Genomic DNA, 519 nt, shown 5'->3' on the forward strand with positions numbered 1-519 from the left:
CCGGCATCCAGGGCCGTGGCGAGTTCATCCGGCTGGCGCTGGAAGATGCTGGCGCGGCCTACACCGACATGGCGCGCGTGCATGGCGACGCGGTGATGCAGCCGTTCCTGCAGGGCAAGGAAGACGGCCTGCGCCCGTTCGCCCCGCCTTTTCTGAAGAGTGGCAGGCAGGTGATCGCCCAGGTGGGCGCGATCCTGGACTACCTTGCGCCGGAGCTCGGCCTGGTGCCCGAGGCGGCCTCACGCCGTCAGCAGGCGCTGCAGCTGCAGTTGACCATCGCCGACCTGGTCGCCGAAGTGCACGACACCCACCACCCGATCTCCGCATCGACGTACTACGAGKACCAGAAGCACGAAGCCAAGGCACGCGCCGCGGCGATGCGGACCGAGCGGCTGCCGAAATTCCTGGGCTACTTCGAAGGCGTGCTGAAGGACAACGGCGAGCGTCATCCGCTGCGCGAGCACTCTTACGTGGACCTGTCACTGTTCCAGCTGCTGAGCGGGCTGGAGTACATGTTCC

1 protein-coding gene is annotated in these 519 nt (G+C 66.8%); it reads left to right on the top strand.

The features are described 5' to 3' along the window. A partial coding sequence (locus ACXJKJ_RS32220) for a glutathione S-transferase (protein ID WP_457395828.1) occupies nucleotides 1-519 on the top strand: 519 nt, incomplete at both ends.

The organism is Roseateles sp. P5_E1 (genome assembly GCF_054049335.1).